The organism is Spirosoma sp. 48-14 (assembly GCF_001898575.1).
GTDB lineage: Bacteria > Bacteroidota > Bacteroidia > Cytophagales > Spirosomataceae > Spirosoma.
Window position 1 is genome coordinate 644,082 of record NZ_MKUD01000001.1, and the last position, 18,904, is coordinate 662,985.

At 49.4% G+C, this 18,904-nt stretch carries 16 protein-coding genes; 4 read left to right on the forward strand and 12 right to left on the reverse strand.

Annotated features, from left to right (window positions below):
- Positions 1-18: 18 nt before the first annotated feature.
- The 10 genes from BGO59_RS02575 to BGO59_RS02620 form a co-directional block, all read right to left on the reverse strand.
- Complete coding sequence (locus BGO59_RS02575; RefSeq protein WP_293679955.1) at positions 19-630, reverse strand: carboxymuconolactone decarboxylase family protein; 612 nt, start codon at positions 628-630, stop codon at positions 19-21.
- 107 nt (positions 631-737) lie between these two features.
- Positions 738-1,292, reverse strand: a complete 555-nt coding sequence (locus tag BGO59_RS02580; protein ID WP_293679957.1) for a carboxymuconolactone decarboxylase — start codon at positions 1,290-1,292, stop codon at positions 738-740.
- A 68-nt stretch (positions 1,293-1,360) separates the two neighbouring features.
- Complete coding sequence (locus BGO59_RS02585; protein ID WP_293679959.1) at positions 1,361-2,596, reverse strand: MFS transporter; 1,236 nt, start codon at positions 2,594-2,596, stop codon at positions 1,361-1,363.
- Positions 2,597-2,615: 19 nt separating this feature from the next.
- Positions 2,616-5,405 (reverse strand): TonB-dependent receptor, encoded by a 2,790-nt coding sequence (locus BGO59_RS02590; RefSeq protein WP_293679961.1) that lies wholly within the window; start codon positions 5,403-5,405, stop codon positions 2,616-2,618.
- Between the two features lie 136 nt (positions 5,406-5,541).
- The gene (locus BGO59_RS02595; RefSeq protein WP_293679963.1) at positions 5,542-6,102 is read right to left on the reverse strand and encodes a carboxymuconolactone decarboxylase; all 561 of its coding nucleotides are present in this window, start codon (positions 6,100-6,102) and stop codon (positions 5,542-5,544) included.
- 91 nt (positions 6,103-6,193) lie between these two features.
- A complete protein-coding gene (locus tag BGO59_RS02600; RefSeq protein WP_293679965.1) occupies positions 6,194-7,741 on the reverse strand; it encodes a phosphatase PAP2 family protein in 1,548 nt (515 codons plus the stop codon).
- A gap of 13 nt (positions 7,742-7,754) precedes the next feature.
- Positions 7,755-8,651, reverse strand: a complete 897-nt coding sequence (locus tag BGO59_RS02605; RefSeq protein ID WP_293679967.1) for a hypothetical protein — start codon at positions 8,649-8,651, stop codon at positions 7,755-7,757.
- A 92-nt stretch (positions 8,652-8,743) separates the two neighbouring features.
- Positions 8,744-9,859 (reverse strand): hypothetical protein, encoded by a 1,116-nt coding sequence (locus tag BGO59_RS02610; protein WP_293679969.1) that lies wholly within the window; start codon positions 9,857-9,859, stop codon positions 8,744-8,746.
- A gap of 360 nt (positions 9,860-10,219) precedes the next feature.
- Entirely contained in the window at positions 10,220-10,759 is a 540-nt protein-coding gene (locus BGO59_RS02615) for a hypothetical protein (RefSeq protein WP_293679971.1), read from the reverse strand.
- A 165-nt stretch (positions 10,760-10,924) separates the two neighbouring features.
- Positions 10,925-11,707, reverse strand: a complete 783-nt coding sequence (locus BGO59_RS02620) for a DUF2490 domain-containing protein (protein ID WP_293679972.1) — start codon at positions 11,705-11,707, stop codon at positions 10,925-10,927.
- Positions 11,708-11,956: 249 nt separating this feature from the next.
- Between BGO59_RS02620 and BGO59_RS02625 the strand changes: the two genes are divergently transcribed.
- From BGO59_RS02625 to BGO59_RS02635, 3 genes are read left to right on the forward strand one after another with little or no spacing between them, the layout of a single operon-like run.
- The gene (locus tag BGO59_RS02625; protein WP_293679975.1) at positions 11,957-13,567 is read left to right on the forward strand and encodes a hypothetical protein; all 1,611 of its coding nucleotides are present in this window, start codon (positions 11,957-11,959) and stop codon (positions 13,565-13,567) included.
- Positions 13,568-13,620: 53 nt separating this feature from the next.
- A complete protein-coding gene (moaA, locus tag BGO59_RS02630; RefSeq protein ID WP_293679977.1) occupies positions 13,621-14,601 on the forward strand; it encodes a GTP 3',8-cyclase MoaA in 981 nt (326 codons plus the stop codon).
- 37 nt (positions 14,602-14,638) lie between these two features.
- Positions 14,639-15,724: a TlpA disulfide reductase family protein gene (locus BGO59_RS02635; RefSeq protein ID WP_293679979.1), complete on the forward strand. Its 1,086-nt coding sequence runs from the start codon at positions 14,639-14,641 to the stop codon at positions 15,722-15,724.
- A gap of 4 nt (positions 15,725-15,728) precedes the next feature.
- Here BGO59_RS02635 and BGO59_RS02640 read toward each other — a convergent pair whose 3' ends face one another.
- The gene (locus tag BGO59_RS02640) at positions 15,729-16,688 is read right to left on the reverse strand and encodes an ABC transporter substrate-binding protein (RefSeq protein WP_293679982.1); all 960 of its coding nucleotides are present in this window, start codon (positions 16,686-16,688) and stop codon (positions 15,729-15,731) included.
- A 142-nt stretch (positions 16,689-16,830) separates the two neighbouring features.
- A complete protein-coding gene (locus BGO59_RS02645) occupies positions 16,831-17,604 on the reverse strand; it encodes an NUDIX domain-containing protein (RefSeq protein WP_293679984.1) in 774 nt (257 codons plus the stop codon).
- 177 nt (positions 17,605-17,781) lie between these two features.
- On the opposite strand from BGO59_RS02645, the gene BGO59_RS02650 reads away from it, so the two are divergent.
- Complete coding sequence (locus BGO59_RS02650) at positions 17,782-18,807, forward strand: sugar phosphate isomerase/epimerase (protein WP_293679987.1); 1,026 nt, start codon at positions 17,782-17,784, stop codon at positions 18,805-18,807.
- Positions 18,808-18,904: the final 97 nt, after the last annotated feature.

Below are 18,904 nucleotides of genomic sequence, written 5' to 3' on the forward strand. Positions count from 1 at the left end.
TTTATCTTCAGCCCCTGACTAATTCGTTCCCGCAACTGACGCAGCCGAGGCCGATTCGGCAGGCGGCATGTAGGCATCTTGTGAAGCATAGCCATCGGCAGCTATCCGGGAAGCCCGGTAGCGATACAGATCCGGTTTGTTGGGCGCTTCGGTAGCCAGTCCGTCTACATACCGATTGAACATGCAGAAAGCCGCAGCAATCAGTACTGTATCGTGGATGTCGAGATCGGTAGCTCCTTCAGCACGAGCGGCTGCAATTAGGTCGGGGGTTACAGCTTTACCACTCTGCTGTACGGCGGCAGCTACAGCCAGTAACGCTTTCAGCTTAGGACTGATAGCTGCCTGTTCGGGATTGCATTTAACCGATTGAACTAAACTCCAGTCTTCATCGCCGAGATGATAACTCGCCACGGCACCGTGAATGGTCTGACAAAAAAAGCAATCGTTCAGAGACGATACATAGGTAGCAATCAGTTCACGTTCGCCTTCCGTAAGGCCGGAGTCTGGACGATGGGTATTGTCGCGCAGCAACACATTGACCAGCGCATTGAGTGGATCGGCCGTTTGCGGACTAAACGCCATTGGCCCACGAATTCCAGGTAATCCTTCAGGTAATTGGATATATGGCATAATTTTCGTTTGTTTTGCAACCTAAATAGTACCCCAGTCGTAAAACAACCGGGGACTATGACCAACCTATAATAGATATTTTTGAAGGCTGACAATATTGTCAGCCTTTATTTTGTTGTAGGCACCTGATAACCAAGTGTTCCCATACGCTCGCCCATTGCTTCGTAAGCAGCCGGATCAGTAGGAGTCAGTGTAGCAAGCCCATCGACGTAGCGGTTGTACATACAGAACGAAGCCGCAATCAGCACCGTATCATGAATGTCGCCATCGGTAGCTCCTTCAGCGCGGGCAGCCGCCACCAACTCATTTGAAACGGTACGTGCATCCGCCTGCACATGATCAGCAATGGCTAAAAGTGCTTTCAGCTTCATCGAAATCGACGCGTTATTGGGATCAGCCAGTACGTCGTCAACCAGGTCGCGCTGATCACCGTACAAATAGCGGGACGCAGCGGCATGACTGTTCATGCAAAAAGCCGTACAATTCTGCTTGGAAACAAAGGCTGCGATCAATTCGCGTTCGGCACTGGTCAGTGTGCTATCTGGCGAACCAGATCTTAATAATGCCTGCGCCAGCTCATAAAGTGGCTGACCCGTTTCGGGCCGATATACGGCCAGGCTCCGAATGCCCGGAAGTCCTTCAGGTAATGTGATATGTGGCATATAAATAAAGAGTGAAAGAGCGAAAGAGTGAAAAGGTGAAAAAGTGGTTGGGTTCGCATTTCGCTCTTTCACTCTTTCGCTCTTTCGCTCTTTAGATAAATTGCACTTAAAGCAATCAGAAAAGCGGCTGAAAAAATGACCAGTGCATTGCCGATTCCTCCCAAAACCGTCGTCAGTGTTCCTACAAATAACACTGCCGTAGCCGTAAATAAACGACCTATATTAAAACAGAAACCCGTAGCCGTAGCCCGAATCGAGGCATCAAAAAGTGTTGGCACATAACTCGATAATGACCCCTGACTGATACCCAGAAATAACGACAGTAGTCCCACTTCACTATAGATGATCGGTGAAAACGTCCGATTGCTGAGAAAGAGTATGGTACAGGCCAGAATACAGCCTACAAAGGTGAGCAACAGGGTATAGCGAGGCCCAATGCGTCGAACCAGAAATCCTGATGCAATACCCCCTACAATGCCGCCCATACCCAATAACATCATCATGATACCTCGTTCCGTTTGTCCACTCTCACCTGCGGGCAGTAGTGATTGCACCCAGGTAGGCAACCAGGAAAAGATTCCCCAGAGACCGATCAAGACAGCTCCAAAAATGAGTGCCCCATTTATAACATTCGGCTTATTTTCAGCACTGAACAAATTAGGCTTGTTCCCTTCATGGCCGTTTTTTCCAAGCTGCCAACTAGCCGACTCCGGCAAAAACAGACCAATCAGGATAGCAACCAGTATCGGAATCAGACCGATATAGAACGCCATACGCCAATTGCTGAAACCACTCGCCAAACCACCCGTAGCTACAATACCTACCGGAAACGCAGTAGCTAGTACGCCTAGTATAACAGGTCGCGACGGCCCAGTCCATACTTCAGACAGATAGACCGTCGATACCAGTAAAATCCCACCGACACCTGCGCCTGTCAGCGCCCGAAGGCCAATCAATACGTAAATATCGGCCACAAAAGCCGTTGCCAGCATGGCGCCACCACACAGGCCTGTAGCCAGTACCAATGCCCGAACCCGACCAATCCGATCTGCCAAAGGCCCAAACAAAAAACCTCCGATCATCCAGCCGTACAGAAATGCGGCACTCACCCAGGCTCCCGTATTGGCAATTTCACTGGCCGATGCGTTTGCACCGAGTAATTGTGGAATAGCAATGGGTAAATACGTAGCCATCAGCGTACTGGCCGTTCCGCCAAATAGATAGGCGATCATACAGAGGCCAAAACTGCCCCAGGGCAAGGCTATACGCGGCTGCTCATCGATTGAAAGTACTTTCGTTTCCATCGCCTTTGACAGTTTGAGTTTATCGATAATTCTGGTCGAACGTGAGCGATACATAGTATAAACCACCAACAGCTGGTGATCCATACGCCTGCACGATATATTGGTTGGTCAGATTCGACGCGCCAATTTTCAGCAGGGTTTTATAGGCAGGCAGTTTCAACGTCACCTGGGCATCGATCAGGTTATAGGCCTGAATTCGACCCGGACGCAGCTCGTTGAACGATCCTACCCAATCGAAGGCTTCCAGCCAATGCCAGGCGACGTTAAAGCCAAGATTTCTGGCAATGTTCCGGTGGCCGATGGTCACGTTCGATTTGAATCGGGGGGTATTAAACGCCGGAATATTATTCGGGTCCGCGTTTTGCAGGTTGAACGCCGACCAGGTGCCATTGCCTGTCACAATATAGCCACCAGACGTCGTGTAGTTTACACCTAACGTAGCGCCTTTTGCTGTTACCCGGTCGGGGGCATTCGTGTATAACTGGAAGGCCTGATAGGTCGAGTTCAGAATATCCTGAGCAGCCGCCGGACTGATCGTTCCATCGCTTCCCAGCACTGGGCTATTGGGCCGAATCACAACCGTATTCAGGATGAAATTGCGATAAGCCCCAAAATAGTAATTGGCATCGAGCGATAAGCGGCTGGTGAGCAAGGCCCGGTAACCCACTTCAAAACTTTGGACTCGTTCGGGCGCAATGTATGGCACGTTCGATTTGACCAACTTATCCTTATTATTCAGTACTGCCTGCTGAGGCCCCACTTTGTTGACATCGGCCAGGAACCCGTTTACGAAGCCGCCAATGCTGGTGGAGTTAAACGAGTTTTCATACACATTCATGCCTGCACTGTTGCTGGGCGCTCCACCCAGAATAGTAATCGGCCCCACATTAAGCTTGATAAACTGGTCGCTGGGCGTTGGATTACGATATCCCGATTGGAACGATGCCCGGAAATGATGCCGATCGCTGGGCGAAAACACAGCCGATGCACGAGGGGTAAAATAGCCAGCAAAATTCTGGTTCTTATCGTACCGTCCCGATACCGTCAGTTTCAGTTTATTGGCCAGGAATGCTTTACTCAACTGGGCAAAGGTGCCAAATTCGTTGTATTTGATTCGCCCGCCTTTATCGTCAAACAGGGTTCCGTTGGTAAATAAGCTGTACTCCCGGAAATTACCACCGATCAGCAATTCAGTCCCGGTCAGCCCGGCCGATGCCAATGCTGAGGTCAGGTTATACTGTGCATCGGCATGATACATATTCGTCTGGCTCAGAATACCGGCTCCTGCCAGACCCTGTACGCCAATCAGTCTGGCTTTCTGCTGCTCGTACTCAGCCGAACCAGGCAGCAAACGTCCCTGATCGGCAAACTGACGAGCCGTAGCATTGTCGCTGGCGGTTACTCCCTGTATTTTGCCCTGATAGGCGGCTGTATACCGATCGAACCAGGTTTGATCGGCTACGTTGGGCGCTACCACATTACCATTCAGATCGCGCACCCAGGTCCGATCAATCTGCTGGCCCAACGAACGGGTATTGTAGGAGTCATGTGAATCTTCCTGGTTGGTATAACCTCGTACGAAAAAGTTAGCCCCCCGTAATTCGATCCGATGCTGAAGCAGCGAAAAGCCATCCACAGCGAATCGGTTGCTTCCCGTATAGTTGCTGGTTCCCTTGGCGTAATTATAGGAATAAATCGCTTCCAGCTTGGGCGTAATCCGGTAGTGAATAGCCCCGTTCAGCTTCAGGCTGTAGACGTTATAATCCGTCAAATCTTTCTCCAGATAACCCGTCCGCGACACTTTACCAATACCTGTAATGGTCCGGTTGATTTCATCACCATATACATTAAGGCCATTGTATGCCGGATTGCTGGGCCCCCGTTTTTCGGGCGACGTGGTTGCATCTACATCCGTGTAGTCGGTAGCAAACCAGTCCAGTCCTTTCATGTACGAAGCCACCAGCTTGATCGCCAGTTTATTGCCAAAAACCTTCGCATAGCGTAGGCCATAATCCTGATACAAAGCTGCTCCCGTGTTGGAGTCATTCAGGTGGTTAACACCCATCTTGACCTCTGCACTTAATCCCTGATAGCGGAACGGGTCTTTACTCGTCATCAGCAAGGCACCGTTGAAAGCCGCCGGACCGTATAGGGCCGAAGCCGCACCAGGGACTAATTCGGCACTTTCGGCATCCAGATCGCTCAGACCGAATAAGTTACCCATCGAAAAGCCAAACCCAGCGGGTTGATTGTCGATCCCATCGATCAGTTGCAGGAAACGGCTGTTGCCGGTACTGGCGAAACCGCGTGTGTTGATCTGCCGATAGGTTAATCCACTCGTTACCATATCAACCCCTTTGAGGTTGTTCAGCCCTTCATAAAAAGATGCCGAAGGCGTTTCGCGAATGGCACGGGCATCCATTTTTTCGACCGTTACGGGTGCCCGCAACAGGCTTTCTTCTACCCGCGAAGCAGCGACAACTACATCCTGCAAGGCGTTTGTGGCTTGTCGAAGGTTGACGGTTATCGACTGATTATCGTTATCGACAACGACTGACTGGGCTTCGTGGCCGACCATCGAGACAATCAACGTGAGTGCCCCACGCTGATTGGTCGTTAATGTGAACTTTCCGTCATTATTCACAACGGCACCCGTCAACTGGCCTTTTACCAGCACACTGGCCCCAGCCAGCGACTGGCCAGTTTCAGCATCCCGCACCGTACCCGACACTTGCCGCGATTGGGCAAAAGCCGATACCGACACGGACAAAGCCAGCGCCAGAAGTAGTATACTTTGTTTTATAGTCATTTGAATTGAATCAAGTAGGTAAACGAAGAGCCTGTCCGACCAAAAACACTTGATTTTCAGTCGGCTATTCACCCTTCAGGAAATGAAAAATTTGATTTTCCAGACGATCAGGTCAATACAACCTGACACGAATCAACTAATGGGTTTGAACAGGATATCCACCCGGCGGACGCACATACCCCCTACCCGTAATACGCTCACCCAGCATCTGGTAAAACGCCGGATCGGAAGGAGCAATGGTCGCCAGACCATCTACATACTTATTATACAGGCAGAACAGAGCCGCAATCAACACGGTATCGTGAATTTCGCGGTCGGTTGCGCCAGCTTCACGGGCGCGAGAAACAGCTTCCGAGGTCACGGCACTACCATTTTGCTGGGTAAGGGCCGCAATCTGAAGTAAGGCTTTCATTTTCTCGCTTACGGGAGCCGTTTCAACGTCCTGCTTCACAGCTCTGGCCGTTTCATCGTCACCAAGCAGAATATCGGCCGCTTTTGTATGGGCAGCCTCGCAGAAGGCCGTACAATTACGCGACGATACCAGGGCCGCAATGAGTTCACGCTCGCCAGTCGTTAACGTAGACTCTCCCCGCAGTAAAATCTGCGTAAGCTCCCGAATCGGCATGGCGGTATCCAACCGGTACTCGAGCAGACCGGTAATACCTGGCAGTTGCTCAGGCAGTGGTATATGTGGCATATCTAAAGAGCGAAAGAGTGAATGAGTGAAAGAATGAATGAACGATTTCGGAATGAGGTTAAATCGCTCATTCGTTCTGTCACTCGTTTAATTATAGTCCTGATCCGTCCGCTTTACCACGATTTACGGCATACGTACCGATGTTCTTACCGCATTCGAGCCCTACTGTGCAATCGAAACGATAGTGAATCAGTCCATAAATCCGGGAGTTTGACGCTTCCTGCGCCTGTGCCCAGAACTCATTGGCCTGATCGGGGAAGATGCTGCCCAGCACAGTAGCCGCAGCCGCCGAGAAAGTTGAGTGGCCGGAGGTGTACGACGGGAAGTTTGGCAACCCAACCGATGTTTTCACACCGAACTGCTGGGGACGTGGATAGTAGTAGTAATACTTCGTATCCCAGCAGCAGATACCGGCATCCATGAGCGATGTACCAACCAGAGCCAACGTACGGGCCATACGAACCTCGCTATATTTGGCTTCGCTGGCCGCATTGGCAGCCGTACGCAGCCAGTGACCGGGTGGAGTGTAAGTTCCGGCACCATCGGCCCAGTAGTTGGCAATACGAGCCTGTTCGCGCGTTTGGCTTTTGTTGATGGCTTTCAGTTCATCCAACGCTTTGGTAAACTCAGCACTATTTAACGCGGGTGGTGGGCCAGGGCGAAGCTTCACTTTCGTAGCAGCATCGAAGTTCCAGGGCGTTACAGCGCCATAGTTTGGCAGCATAGGGGGACGAAGAGGGCTTTCCTGACTTACCCATACCTCAGTAAGTCCCTGCGCTTTCGCCACTTCGATCATACCGGCCGTAAGTGCCTGGTTGTTGGCTGCGCTCATGCCATCAGTCTTCGCACGCGCCATCACTTTAGCAGCAACCTGATTACCCAAATCAGCACCCGCCGTCAGATCACTCTGTACATTCATACCTGCCCACAAGCGGCTGTTTTGATGTTCGGCCAGTTTGGCGTCCAGGAAAGGCACTTCGCCGGGGAACATGGCTTTCAGCACAACATAAGACGCAGCCGCTACTACCGCATCTTCCGACGGATAGGTAGGAATCGTCGACGTAGGTAAGGCCACCCGAACCGTAGCATCCACTTTCGACGGAGCCGACCGCTTGAACTGGTATTTATAATTCCAGGCGGCTACCAGCGCATCATACTGGGCAACGCTCAGATAGGCCAATGCACGAGCGGCATACGGTGGATTGGCAAACGGAAATTTCGGATCGGCCAGTGGATTAGCCGCATCAGGAACGGGGTATTTACCATCGGCCGTAGAGGCAGGTGGAATGTTATACCGAGCGGCCAGCTCACGGGCAATTTCGTTCCAGCGATACACTGCTCCAGCGCCCCAATACACGACGGCTTCCTGCTGTTCCTGGGTTAAGCTAGCTGATTTCGATTTCAGATCGGTCAGTTCAGCCTGGTATTCTGCCGATGAGGTAGCCTTAGGAGCTGCTACGGTCACATCGGTTGGCGATGTCAGAACATAGGTTTTCCAGCTGCCCGCTTTTTCATCGACGTTGGCGGGGGTATATCCTACGCGCTGCGGTTCGGATATACTTTTATCACAGGAAATAATCGAAACAGATAGCCCAGCAACCAGACTACCGATAGCCAGAATTTTATATGCGTTTTTCATCTCGTGTTACGGCTTATTTATTAAAATTGATTTGATACAGCAGACCAACCATATAGCTGGTGCTCTGCCCTACATTCATACCATCGAGTACATAACCGACACGGGCATTGACACCGATGTTGCGTGGCTGTACTTTTCCATACCAGCCTACGGTAGTAGCCTGCATGTTGTTAGTTGGGAACGGCATATCGTTCCGACGGATGTTGTCACCACTCAGGCAGGAGCTACGTTCAGCCCACACTTCCGTTTGCCAGCCTTTCCGCTGAACGCCCAGCCGAACAGCAGCATCGTACGTATTAGGTACCCGTACCTGATCGGTGTTATAGACCCGGTCATCTGCCTGATACGAATTCTGATCGATGGTGATGTTGCTCCGCCAGCCATAGCTTCCGTGTGCGGTCAGATAGACGCCCGTTTTAGGCTCTCTATAGCTCGCCAGCAACCGGCCGGTAAAGGTGCGACACTGTAACCCAATCGACATCGGAAGGAAACTCGGCACATAATTCCCAATGGGAACTGACCCACCCACGATGGCATTGAGCGAAAAGCCTCCCGCTTTTACCACCTTAAATTTCAGCCAAGCCGCTAAATCCTGAATGCCATGCTGCCCCATCAGGTTACCGGCACTAGTGCTCGTCCAAACGTATGGCAGGCTCAGAATCACATTGACCCGGTTGCTGATACCATAGGCCGGCATGACCATCACACTTTGTGTGGTATGGGTCCCGATGTTAAAATTTTCTCGTTTGAGGGTATTTTCCCAGTATTGGCTCCAGGAGCTATACCCATACATCCCTGCTACGCAGAGTTGTTTTTTACCCATGTAAATGGCATCGTTCGGCATCTGTGCTTTCGCTACAAATGGTGCCATTAATCCAGCCACAGCAAGGCTTTTCAGTATTGTTTTCATCGTGTACAATTACGTTCCGTAATGATTAAGAAATAGTTAGTGAGGACAATAGCGGATCGCCAACCTCTTCAAAAGCGATGTATGCAGAAAGTTTAGAACCAGCGGGATATGTTGACCGACACCAGATAATCGGCAAAAGCAGCATCCCCCTGCCGCACACCCAGTGGGTCTAACCGATCGGAGTAGCTTTTGATCCGGTTCCGGTAAACAGCCCAGGGCATCGTAGCGGCTATCGACGTTTTATTGTGCATGTACGAAAGGCCAGGCTCGACAGAAACGATATAACCTGGACGCCGGAAACCCGAACTTCCGCCAAAAGCATCGATGGCCGGTACACCTTCCACACGTCCACCAAGCATAACGGCCAGCCCAGGAATGGCTTTGATTGACTGGCTTAAACCGATGCGGGCAGCAAACTGATCAGCGACGGAGAACGTCCCCGTAACCAGATCGATCGTTGTAGCAGTCGGGTTCCGCACCACACCGTTGGTTTCGCGTGGATTGAACAGGTAAAAGCCATTAGCATAAGCTGTCAAGGTGCTGTTGAGAGAGGCATAGCCCTGTAACTCAACGCTTACTCCTACTCCACCATCGCCCAGTTGGATCGATTGGTCGACGGGTTGATTGATCGTGTAATCCTGCCCTTCTTTAGTTAGCTTGTGAAAGTTATCGGTTACTCCATAGTTGCCTGTTGGTAGTTTCACGCCCAATCCGGCCGCAATGTTTGCCTTAGGCAATTTTACAGGGTTAATTAGCCAGTAGCTACCCGAGATCCGAAGGTCTCCAATACCCTGCGACCCGGTATGAAACCGCTTCTGTTCAGGGTTTTGAGCGACTGAATTGCCATAGTGTTCGTACAACGACGAACGATCGTAGTATTGAATAGGAAGGTTGACCGAAAATGACAACCGATTATTGACCATGTAGGTAATGCCCAGGTCTACGGCGTGCGATACGTTGATGACGTTAGTGCCCTGTTCAACGCGTTGGGTTTGCTCTACATCGCCAACAAAATGCTTATACGAACGGAAATAGCGATAACCTGCCGACACCTGCCAGTGGCCATTGCGTTGTTTAAAATAATCGGCTGAACCTGCCGGAGCTGCGCAACTCATGTGCCGAACGGCCACGCATCCCTGCGCCTGAGTTGTCGTGTTAGAAAGTGTTATACAGGCTACCGCCAGAACGAGGGTAGAGGTCGTTTTCATGCCTGAAAAATATCTGAATAGAAATTGACTAAACTAATGAAGATGGCATACGACAGAACAGAACGCAGCCACAAGCTGACTTATAAGCCAACTTCAACCACGATCGAGCTTGTTCGTAGGATTAGTTAAGAATCAACCGTGTAGAGGCAGAATCAGCTATCGATGGAGTAGTTCCTTGCAAATGGCAAGCCAGCAAACGATGTATATATCCTTTTGAAGGGTACTACACGAGCTAGTAAAACCGAATGAAAGGTGCACATTTAGTCGCAACGGTCACTCATCCTGCCGGTTTATTCCACAACAGGACACGTTGAACCCGCAACAGCCCAATGACTCCGTCTACACGATCGGCAATTTCCCTCAGATTTCGGGCGGGGGCGAATGAACAGGAAGGGCGCGGGCAGCCAGCACAAACAGATGTTCGGGGATGCGAATTGATTCACGCCATTGGGGAGGTAAAAAACTAAAGACAATACGCGGACTTGGCGAGTATTCTTTCAGCAGGAATTTCAGGAGTTGATTGGCTTTCCGGCTCGACTCAGTAGTACCGGATACATGTTTATTCAGGAACGACAGCAGATCGCTTTGCCAGATTGATCGATTCTCCGTTTCCAGAGCTGCAATATGGAGTTGGTCCCCCTGAATTTCCAGACTTACCACTGAGTAATAATGCCCACGGTAGCTAAACCCATCGGAAGTAGTTCGGCTGATGGTACTGGCATCGAGCTTGTCTTTCAGCGGAATTTCAAACTCAACGATACTGTCGACTGAACGATAGACCGAAAGCCGCTCCGACAAATCGTGCTCTGCCTGCCACCAGCTACCAACAAACACAAGCACATAGGCCAGTGTGTGGTACACTAGAAGCGAAAAGAGGCCGATGGAAACTACTTTCTTCAACTGCGTTCAGTAAATTTTTCCCAAAAATAATACTAAATTCTAAACAAAACTTGTGCCATCCAACAGTAAATATCTTTTTCTTGCTTCAAACCCGTTCTCGATTCTGTTCATCAACAGCATTTGCCATAATTCTATCGACATTACAGACAAATTAATAAACACGTCTTAGGGCATAGGTGTATATAACCAGACACCAATCTCCGATAAATCGAAATTTGCTGCCCAGGTAACTTGTAAAAGGTGTAGGTAACGGTGGTCCTGTTGCGGATTTCGAATCAGATTCTGAAACATATACCCCATCTCGATCTTCCCAAATTTTCGGGTGTTGTAGCCTAACCCTCCGTAAAGCCAGTTTTCGCCATAGAAGGCATTTTTTGAACTGATCGGACTGTTGATTGCCCCCGTCAGACAAAGAAAGGATTCATTGGATGCGGATGCGTAAAACCCCGTCTTGTTAACCTTTGGATCATAAAGAGGATAACTAGCTCCAATCTGATACCGAAATAGTGTCGCGTATGACCACTGGTTACTCTTCATGTTCAATGGGTAACGCTCTTCATACCGCAATCGGTGTGATAGTTTGAGTCTACCCAGGGCAGGAACATCGTGCGTAGCCACTGCCTGAATCCACAAGCGATTCTCATTAACGTGCAGACCAAACAGGTTGTGTTTCACATAGGCATAGCCCACTCCAATCTGAACATTTGGCAATAGTCGGTAACTTAAACTGGGCTGTAAATAATACTGTAAGGCGGTTGCCGGATAGTTTTTTTCAGCAATTGTCTGATGAAAGGCATCAATCGTTGATGAGATATAGACATTGTATTGAAGCTTCTTTCCTATATTGCCAGACTGCGAAATAGCTGGAAAGAAACCGTAAAAAGTCCAGTCCTGCGCCAAACAAAGGCAACTGTTTAACAGTAAATAGAGAAGTATACCTATTCGCATTAAGTCACGGGATTGAGCGTCCGGTAACCTATCTTCCCAAAATGTGTGCCAACTTAGTCATGATAGCTGGCACAATGTTTATGGTATAGAAATGCGCGTAAATTCAACTGGGTCCGTCGGTACGCTGAAGAAGCAATAATCCCGGAATCGCAAATAGAATACTGTAGGTCAATTGCCGTTCTAAACCTAAAGAACTATTACTGACCTTTATCGTCATTAAAGCCAGTTTATCCCCCCATTTAAGCTAGTATGAAATTTTTAAGCTTAGCCTTTTTAATCAGCCTGTTCGGTGCAGGTGTCTGGTACGTTCGCAGTCGAATACCCGAACCCGTCGTGGGCGTTCAACTAACTGGTAATCTACCCCCACAAACAGCTCTCTCACCTACACCCCGCTCGCGGTTCAATCCCAGTACGCGAAAAGGGTATTACACCCTAGATGTCGTCAGTGATTTTACAGTGCCTTCTACCAAATCCATTACGTTTTGTGGAGCCGGGCGAAACCTTTATGTCAAGCAGGACCCGACCAAGATCTTCCGGCGGGGGTTTACGGCCGTAGAACGGAGCCGGATGGTTCCAAACGTAGAAATCTGGGGGGGCGACTCCTACCCTCCCAGCGGTTGGAAAAGTACGTTACAGATCAGTCAGCGAGCTAGTATTCTCTACCGGGGATATTTTAGAGATTCGTTTGGGTTAGGCTGGTCGGAAGACAATGGGAAAGCCGACCAAACGCTTTATCGAGTAGCTGCACCGCGTTCTAATGCGCCAGTCAATCGCCAAACGGTTTTCCAATCGGCTCTTGAACTAAATGGCAATTGCGTTGGCTTCGGTGATTGCCCATCGACCGGCTGGAAAAGTACGTATGGACTGATTTTTCTGGATATTGAGAACAACTACGGGATCAAAAATCTCCAGGAGCAGGTAAACTTATATACTTATCTGGTGAAGACCATCAAGGAAAACGCCAGTCCTCAAACGCTGGTTGGCTCCATTGATCCGGTGGCACATAACAGCTATGGGTACTCCCGCACGTCGGATTATCAGGCTGGTGTCGATGAATTTCTGACAATGCCCGTTCGGCATACGGCCTCCAGCCGCCAGCGTGGATTACCCGACAATCTGATCGGTAAAACCTATTCCGACTACGCCGATTTTCTAATGCCCGGCACCTATTATTTATACCCTGAACTGGACTATTCGGCCCAACACAACAGCGACGGCGATCGGCACTGGTTGGCGGCTTTACTAGGCGAACAGGAGGTAAATATGAAGCTATCGCCCAAAAAACGGATTGCCTGGCACTGGCTGTTCAACACCCAGAATGCTGAATTTCCGGGTAGTGCCAAAGCCGAACACCCAACCCCACCTGCCGTTTCGGAAGGCATGGGAATCTTTTACTGGTTTACGGGTGCCTATGGCGTTTTATTCTGGGACGATCATACCGACCTGATTCCCGATCAACCCGCTCCGAGCGATCCCTCCCAGACAGGCCTTGGCAACGACCGGAATTATGCCTGTTATGAGCATTACGTACATGGTCTCTGGCGATTGTTCAAACATCATAGCGATCTGTTCAATGGACGCGAAACCTATCTGAATGAAGCCACGGAGTGCTCCTACGACGGGGGGCGGACCTGGTATAAATACAATGCCAATCAACTCAAAACCCGCGACTTACCTTTTGTTCGGGCTATTGTCAACGGAAATCAGATTCTGATAGCGGCTACAAAAGCTTACGCCCGGCCTAACCAGACTAGCCAGGTGATGGTGCGCTATGTTGACAATGGGTATCGGTTTTATACCACACTCACCCTGAAAGGGGATGAGATCTATTTGGGCCGGGCTGCCATGCCACGCGGCTAATTGGCTTTCGGATATGCAATCAAAATCGGTATTTTTGTGTTAGTCCCGTACGCATGATTTACGACAACCATAATCGCCCCATTACGTACCTTCGACTGGCCGTAACCGATCGCTGCAACCTGCGGTGTTTTTACTGCATGCCCGAAGAAGGCATCAAGTACTTGCCCAAGCATCAGGTACTTAGTTATGAAGAAATGGAGCGGCTGGTACGTATACTGGCCCAGTTAGGGGTTCAGAAAGTGCGGATTACGGGCGGAGAGCCTTTTGTTCGGGCCGGTTTAATGCCGTTTCTGCATCGACTGGCAGCTCTTGATGGATTAACCGACCTATCACTAACCACCAATGGCGTTCTGACCGCTCCACATGTTGCAGACATGGCCGCTCTGGGCGTGCGGTCGGTGAATTTAAGCTTGGATACCCTTGATCGCGAACGCTTTCGAAAAATTACCCGTCGCGACGAATTACCCGCTGTCCTGAAGACACTCGACGCCCTCCTGAAATCCGGTATCCAGACGAAAATCAATGCCGTAGTGATGGATGGTCAGAACATCGAAGATCTCATCCCGCTGACCGAGCTCACCCGCCACCTACCCGTTGATGTTCGATTCATTGAAGAGATGCCCTTTAACGGGGAAGGTAGTCATTACCCGGTTCTTAACTGGACGCATCAGCGAATCATCCGTGAAATCCGCGAGCACTTTCCCAACATCGAAAAACTGCCGGACCCGCCATTTTCCACGTCGTCTAATTATCAGATTCCGGGTCATCAGGGCACGATTGGCGTGATTGCTGCCTTCAGTAGGACGTTTTGTGGCACCTGCAACCGAATTCGTCTGACAGCGCAGGGTACACTGAAAACCTGCCTCTACGACAACGGTGTGCTGGATGTTCGGGCTATGCTTCGTACTGGGGCAACCGACGAAGAGTTAACTGCCGCCTTTCTACAGGCATTTGCACATCGCCCCCGCAATGGTTTCGAAGCCGAAAACCAACGGGCAACCGTAACCGAGTCGATGGCTACCATTGGAGGCTGATCAGTCAACTATTTTCCGCTGCTGTATGCGATACCCAATGAACACGTGTGGCCTGCTTCAGTGGCTCTGGTTTGTTCTTTTTCTGGGTAGCGTCAGCTTCGCAAACGCTCAGTTTACCAGCCGAATTGACTGCTTATTCCCGGCAGGTTGGGATGGTAAAGAAACCAAGCTGATCCGTAAATCAATTGACCAAACACTACAGATTGATACGGCTATCATTGTCAATCGACAGGCAACTTTTACGGTCACTACCACCGATCTTTGTTCAGCATATATATGGGTAGAAGGCAATGCTGACGACATTAACTTTCTGATCGATTCCCCAAAAATCAATATAGCATTTGATCCACAAGCCAGCTTACCCATCGTTATTTCTGGCTCACCCAGTAGTGACATCTGGCGGCAACAGCGCGATTTATTACACCAGTTAAACGAAGCACAAGAGGATTGGCAGCCCACATTTAACAGTCAGGTGACTTCCGACGACTCGCTGATGAGTTACGTTCAGCATGCAGATTCGGTGCGGGAAGCCTATACCAACGTAGTAGCCAATCTGATCGAAAATAACCCGTCCTTAACGTCAAGCTGGTATTTGTTTGCTACTCAGTACGCTAGCTTCCCTTATGCGCAAGCGCATAAACTATTCGGGCAATTAACTACCTTCAAAAATTATCCCTCTTATCAGAAACTGGCGGCTGATCTATTGGCTAAACAGCCCGGGAAAATGGCTATTGATTTTACGTTGCCCGATTTATCAGAAAAACCCATTACGCTGTCTAAGCTAACCCGTAAATTTATACTGATCGACTTTTCAGACGCTCATCTGATTTCCTGTCGGCAAAGGCATGAAAAGCTAAAGAAGATTTACAAGGCTTATCAGCCTGCGGGCCTGGAAATCCTTACGATTTATAGCGTTTATGGCCAGCAAGCGCCTAAAGAGCTGTTCCAAAAAGAGAAATTACCCTGGTTGGTGACCATCGATGATGGTGTGAGTGTGCTCACTAATTATCACATTGAACGAACTCCTGACAACGTATTACTTAATGAGCATAAAAAGGTTATTGCCCATGATCTATCGCCCGATGAATTAGCAACTACCTTAAGTGAACTCGTCAAGAAATAGTAGTCTACAGCCGAATACCAGCCGTAATACCTTCTAAAAACTTATTGGTAAACAGAGCGTCAACATCCATCCGCTGAATGAGTTCGCCTTTAGCGTCGGTGAGCATCCGATTGCGAATCATCCAGTTGACAAACGATAACCAGATGGTTCGGTGCATAAAACCCCATTGCCCTTCGCCATCCAGGTAATAGCCCGAAACCATCTGCTGGCTCTGCTCTATAAAATTGCGATTTTTCAGGGTAGGATGATTGGCCGTTTTGATCAGGATACGAGCGGATTCATCAGGGTTTTTCATGGCAAACCGGAAACCTGCGGCCGTAGCTTCCAGAAATCGGTGTAATGCATCGGCATTCTGCTCGGCCCAGTCCTGATGTGCCGTCAACACAGGGTTATAGCCATAGGGAATCTCATACTCGTCGAACAGGAATTGATTCAGGTCGATACCATCAATGTCCGCTTTCACGCCCTCCCAGGTCAGCCAGCACCAGGCCGCATCCACTTCGCGGGTTACCAGCGCTCGCCAGATATTCGCCCAGGGTGATTTATGAGGCACAAATTGCCCCCGTCCATCGTCATTCTGAATTAATTGGCGAATAATATCTTCCTCATACCGCGCTCCATACGACGCATAGACTTTGCCGTCCAGTTCACGCGGATGTTCAATGCCGCTCTCTTTCAGGGTCATAATAGCGCTCACATCCCGCGCCAATAGGGTGGCCACGGCAATAAGCGGCACGCCATTAGTCTGATAACTTACTACACTCTCGGAAGGAGTAACAGCCAGGTGAGCATCGCTCTGGGCAACGCGTCGGGAGGGGGCTATCTGATAATTTTCCTGATCAGGTGAGATAAATGTTACATCAAGACCAGCCTGCTCGTAAGCTCCTTTAGCCAAGGCTACATAAAAGCCCGTGTGGTTCGTATTTGGCGTCCGATCGAGGGCTAAACGAATTTTCGTATTCATACGGCGCGGTAGTGTTCCGGCTATGTTAACCATGCAACTGGTTTAAGGTTTGCAGAAAACAATGGCCAGGCAGTTCTGAAGGTCAAAAGTACACTTTTAAGACGAATTGATGTGCGATTTGTAACGATTCGCGGATAGGTATCTATGCCGTAAACAGCGACTCGGTTTCCAGCGCTTTTTCGTATTTTTCTTTATCGAACCGATATAAATAAGGCGATTTGTGGGCGCCACCGGTTTTTCGTTCGTCCAGTCGCTCCAGAATACCGTAGCTAAGCATGCGTTTCTGGAAATTCCGTCGATCCATCGATTCACCCAGAATAGTTTCATAAAGCTGCTGCAAGTCGGGCATGGTAAACTTTTCGGGCAATAAATTATAGCCGATGGGTTGATAGCTCAATTGGCGACGTAGAGTTTTCAGCGCCAGCGTGATCATCTCGTTATGATCGAACAGGAGCGCTGGAATCTGCTGAACATCCCACCAACGGCATTCGTCGGTCAATAAATCGGGGGTAGGGACCACATTCGCAAATTCGACCAGCGCATAGTAGCCAACCGAAATATCCCGGCTGATAACCTCTCTCGCAACATCTTCAGGTAGCCCCAGTTTTGCCATTGTTTCGCTTTGGCTGTAGTGTCGGTATCGATTTATGTCGCCAAAGGTGTGAAACTGCTGTAGAAAAATCTCATGGAGCCCGGTTCGCTCGCGCAAACTCCGGTGAGCCGCTGCATCCATGTTTTCATCTTTACGAATCCGGCCGCCGGGCAAACACCAGTCATCCGTATTTTTCCAGCGTAACAACAACACTTTCAGCTGTCCTTGATGAAATCCAAAGATGACGCAGTCAATAGAAACTGATGGCAGATGGTTGGTTTTAATATCGACAATAAGTCGTTGCAGCTCTTTTTTGTATTCCATAAAGAAAATCTACAAGTAAACATAGTGTGTATCGGATACACATTGAATAAATAGCTGTATCATTGTATTTAAATGCCCCTCCTGCTATGATACGGCTTTTCATCGCCTGTTACCGTATCGGCTGGTGGCACTTTTCGCAGTACCGTTCTGTCGTCAACTGATCTGATTGTATCCCTCATGTCTCAAACGCGTCGTCAATTTCTAAATCAACTTGGCATGGCAGCCGCCGGAGCTAGTCTTTCATCGGCTTTATCAACCGAAACGTTTGCCAATATGGCCCCTAAAAAGTTCTCCTTCGAGATTTCACTGGCTGAGTTCTCCTTTTTCCCCGAAATCATGTCGGGTAAAATGACCAACCTCGATTTTCCGGCCCGTGCCAAAAAAGACTTTGGTATCAATGTGCTGGAATATGTATCGATGTTTTTCAACAACAAACATACCGATCAGGCTTATCTGAAAGACCTCAAGCAACGTTGCGATGACCTCGGCGTGAAAAATAACCTGATTATGGTAGACGGAGCGAACATTGCCGATCTGGATGCGGCCAAGCGACAGAAAGCCGTTGAAGATCACTATGCCTGGGTCGATGCGGCTAAATACCTCGGCTGTGCGGCCATTCGGGTAAATCTGGGCGATTCGTCCAAAGCCCTTACGGGCGTACCCGACGATCCAGCCGAAGAAGCCGCCAAATCGGCTGCCGACGGGTATCATAAGCTGCTCGAATATGCCGCCAAACAAAACATAAACGTCATCGTGGAAAACCACTTCGGCAACTCCACCGACATTGACTGGCTGGTAGGCGTTTTGAAAGCAGTGAATATGCCTAACGCCGGTTTGTTACCGGATTTTGGTAACTTCTGCCGCCAACGAAGCAAACCCGAAACCAACGATATTAAGGGTATTATGGCCACCAAATGCCTGCAGGAATACGACCGATACGAAGGTGTAAAAAAAATGATGCCCTACGCCAAAGGCATCAGCGCCAAAACGCATAAGTTCGACGCCAGTGGCAACGAAACCGAAACCGACTTCCGGCGTATGTTCAAGATTATCAAAGATGCCGGGTTCAAAGGCTATGTAGGTATCGAATACGAAGGTGGCCTGATGAATATGTACAATTCAACGGCGGGTTATCTACCAGTTGCCGACGGCATCAAAGCCACCAAAACACTGCTCGAACGCGTTCGAACCGAGCTGGCGTAAGCAACGACTACCGGATAATGCATTATCCGGCAGGATTAATGGGTAATAGCTACTGAATAATGGCTTTTCCAGTCTAAGCCTAGTTCAGTAACTAGTA

Bases quoted from the DNA above. Each gene is read 5' to 3' on its own strand.
- BGO59_RS02590 (WP_293679961.1), bottom strand. From the start codon at position 5,405: ATGACTATAAAACAAAGTATACTACTTCTGGCGCTGGCTTTGTCCGTG.
- BGO59_RS02640 (WP_293679982.1), bottom strand. From the start codon at position 16,688: ATGAATACGAAAATTCGTTTAGCCCTCGATCGGACGCCAAATACGAAC.
- BGO59_RS02575 (WP_293679955.1), bottom strand. From the start codon at position 630: ATGCCATATATCCAATTACCTGAAGGATTACCTGGAATTCGTGGGCCA.
- BGO59_RS02585 (WP_293679959.1), bottom strand. From the start codon at position 2,596: ATGGAAACGAAAGTACTTTCAATCGATGAGCAGCCGCGTATAGCCTTG.
- BGO59_RS02605 (WP_293679967.1), bottom strand. From the start codon at position 8,651: ATGAAAACAATACTGAAAAGCCTTGCTGTGGCTGGATTAATGGCACCA.
- BGO59_RS02600 (WP_293679965.1), bottom strand. From the start codon at position 7,741: ATGAAAAACGCATATAAAATTCTGGCTATCGGTAGTCTGGTTGCTGGG.
- BGO59_RS02635 (WP_293679979.1), top strand. From the start codon at position 14,639: ATGAACACGTGTGGCCTGCTTCAGTGGCTCTGGTTTGTTCTTTTTCTG.
- BGO59_RS02580 (WP_293679957.1), bottom strand. From the start codon at position 1,292: ATGCCACATATCACATTACCTGAAGGACTTCCGGGCATTCGGAGCCTG.
- BGO59_RS02595 (WP_293679963.1), bottom strand. From the start codon at position 6,102: ATGCCACATATACCACTGCCTGAGCAACTGCCAGGTATTACCGGTCTG.
- BGO59_RS02650 (WP_293679987.1), top strand. From the start codon at position 17,782: ATGTCTCAAACGCGTCGTCAATTTCTAAATCAACTTGGCATGGCAGCC.
- BGO59_RS02645 (WP_293679984.1), bottom strand. From the start codon at position 17,604: ATGGAATACAAAAAAGAGCTGCAACGACTTATTGTCGATATTAAAACC.
- BGO59_RS02620 (WP_293679972.1), bottom strand. From the start codon at position 11,707: ATGCGAATAGGTATACTTCTCTATTTACTGTTAAACAGTTGCCTTTGT.
- BGO59_RS02625 (WP_293679975.1), top strand. From the start codon at position 11,957: ATGAAATTTTTAAGCTTAGCCTTTTTAATCAGCCTGTTCGGTGCAGGT.
- moaA (WP_293679977.1), top strand. From the start codon at position 13,621: ATGATTTACGACAACCATAATCGCCCCATTACGTACCTTCGACTGGCC.
- BGO59_RS02610 (WP_293679969.1), bottom strand. From the start codon at position 9,859: ATGAAAACGACCTCTACCCTCGTTCTGGCGGTAGCCTGTATAACACTT.